Below are 2,382 nucleotides of genomic sequence, written 5' to 3'. Positions count from 1 at the left end.
TGCGAGCAGCTCCTTCCACACCCGCGGCCAGCCATACTCGTGCCTGACCTCGGCATGAATGGCGCGGATGTGCGCCAGCAGCGCTTCGTTGCTCACGCGCCCAGCGCCGGGTTGGCTGGGCTTGTCGGTGCGGCTGCGGCGTCGATGCTCGAAGTAGCCGCTGGCGCTCACGCCCAGCACGTCGCACATCAGCGTGACCGGCCACATCACGATGTTCCTGGCGATCCAGGCGTACTTCACAGCGAATCCTTTGCAAAGTACGCCGTCGCTTTTTTTAGGATGTCCCGCTCCATCTTCACCCGCGCAAGTTCGGCTCGCAACCTGGCCAGCTCCATCTGCTCGACACTCACCGGCCGCTCTCCAGCCCCCTGCAGATCGCCCTTCTCAGCCAGCCGCACCCAGTTGCCCAGCGTCGCTTTCGGGATGTTCAACACCCGCGCCGTCACCGCCATCTCCTGACCGCCTTTGACCAGCCGCACCGCCTCCAGCTTGAACTCCAGCGTGTACCTCGCCCGGTGCTTGATCTCGTCTTTCTTGCTCATCTCTCGTGCTCCATCTCTGACATTCTCAGCTCAGCTATGAAGTACGTTTTTCGGGGGCAGGCTCATCCTGCTAGAAATTTCGGACACGAGTCGGACACGGTGGTCCAGAAAGACAAACAGGTTAGCGACGTGCGTCGCTAACCTGTTGATTTTTATGGCTCCCCGACCTGGGCTCGAACCAGGGACCTACGGATTAACAGTCCGGCGCTCTACCAACTGAGCTATCGAGGAACGAAGCCGCAAATTATAGCCAGGCTCGCAGCCGCTTCACAAGTCGGCCGTGACCGAGAGGCGCCAGGTGCGGGGCTCCATCGGATACAGGTACACGTGGTCGAACTGATAGGGCGCTTCCTTCCAGGCACGACGGTCGGCGAGGTTGTCGATGCCGGCGCGCCAGACCAGACGCTGGCCGCCGGCGAGGTGCTGGTCGTAGCTGGCGCCGATGTCGATGCGGGCCCAGCCGGGTATGCGTGCGCTGCCCTTGCCGGGGCGCACGTTGCGCTCGCTCTCTGCGGTGAGCGCGACGTAGGTGTCGAGGCCGGGCAGGGCGGCCAGTCGGTGGCTCGCGAACAGCCGCAAGGTGCGCGCGGGAACGTTGGCGGGGCGGCCTCCTTCGAGGGCTGGGTCGGCGCTGCCTTCGAGCCTTGCTCTGAGCAGCATAGCGCTGCCGCCCAGCGTCCACGCGCCGAGCCTCGTCTGGACCTGAGCTTCGAGGCCGCGGTGCACGGCTTCGCCGTCGCTCGCACGTTCGCAGTTGTTCGGATCGCCATCGCAATCGCCGACATCGGTGTAAGCAGGCCGCGAAATCTCGAACGCCGCAGCGCTCCAGGAAACGGCGTTGCCCGCATGCTTGAAGCCCACTTCGGTCTGCCGACTCTTCAGTGCAGGCAGTGCCTGACCTGCGTTGCGGTACTGCGCAAGCCCCGGTACCGCTTCCGACTCGACGCCTTCACCCCAACTCGCGTAGAGCGTCCCGCTTGGCGTCACCGTCCAGCTACCAGCAAGCCAGGGCGTGGTGAAGTTCTGTCTGTACCGGGTGGCTTCGGTGCCCGAGGTGGTGATGCTCTCGCGCTCGAGCCGCGTGTGGCGCAGGCCCAGCCACAAGCTCACCGTGGGGCTGAGCTGGATGGCGTCGCGCAGGTAGAAGTCGGTGTTGCGCTCGTCGAGGTTGGTGTTGTCGAAGACCAGGCTGGGGTTTGAGCCCGTGACGCTGGTTCCGTCGATCGTGCCTTGTCCAACGAAGTTGTACGCCTGCCCCTGGAGACTCGCCTCGAAGCGGCTGCGGAGCACGCCGACGCTCAAGGCATGCGCGAACCTGCCGGTCTGCAGTCGGCCCTGAACGCTCGCGTCGATCGCGTCGGTGGTTCTGCGCTCGTTCTCGCTGCGATAGTCATAGAGATCGAAGGACCCGTCACTGCAATAGCGGTCGAAGTTGGTCTCGGCGCTGCATCCAAAGGGAAACGCAAGCCGATCGTCGGTGGTCAGCCGCTGCGTGCCGGCGTGTACGACGGCACGCCAGTCCGGACTCAGCTTTTGCGTGAGTCGCAAGCTCGCGTAGCGCCCGGCGAAGACAACCGGCTGCGACCACGGCTGGTTGTTCAGGTTGATGCGCGGATCGATGTCGTTCGCATCGGGAACGCGATCACCGAGCAGGCTGAAGCCAGGTTGGCTCGGCTGGCTGCGCCGGCTGGTTTCGATCGCGGCTTCGATCAACGTGTCGGGCGAAAGGCGCCAGTCGCCGGCCAGCGCCAGAAGGTGACGCTTGCCGCTGGCGTTGTGCAGTTCGGGATCGAGGTGCTCGACGGCGGCGTTCACGCGCAGGCCGAAGGCGCGCTGCTCT

General features: G+C 64.8%; 1 protein-coding gene, 1 tRNA gene and 1 pseudogene. All 3 read right to left on the bottom strand.

Going from position 1 to position 2,382, the window contains the following annotated elements; translation table 11 throughout:
- A pseudogene (locus H0W38_RS21040) lies at positions 1-542 on the bottom strand (transposase); the annotation flags it as partial.
- A gap of 155 nt (positions 543-697) precedes the next feature.
- Positions 698-773, bottom strand: a tRNA-Asn gene (locus tag H0W38_RS21035).
- A 36-nt stretch (positions 774-809) separates the two neighbouring features.
- On the bottom strand, positions 810-2,382 hold a 1,573-nt coding region (locus H0W38_RS21030; RefSeq protein WP_292457861.1), incomplete at its 5' end, for a TonB-dependent siderophore receptor.

Source organism: Methylibium sp., from assembly GCF_013817365.1.
GTDB lineage: Bacteria > Pseudomonadota > Gammaproteobacteria > Burkholderiales > Burkholderiaceae_C > Methylibium.
This window is presented reverse-complemented; position numbering and strand designations above follow the sequence as displayed.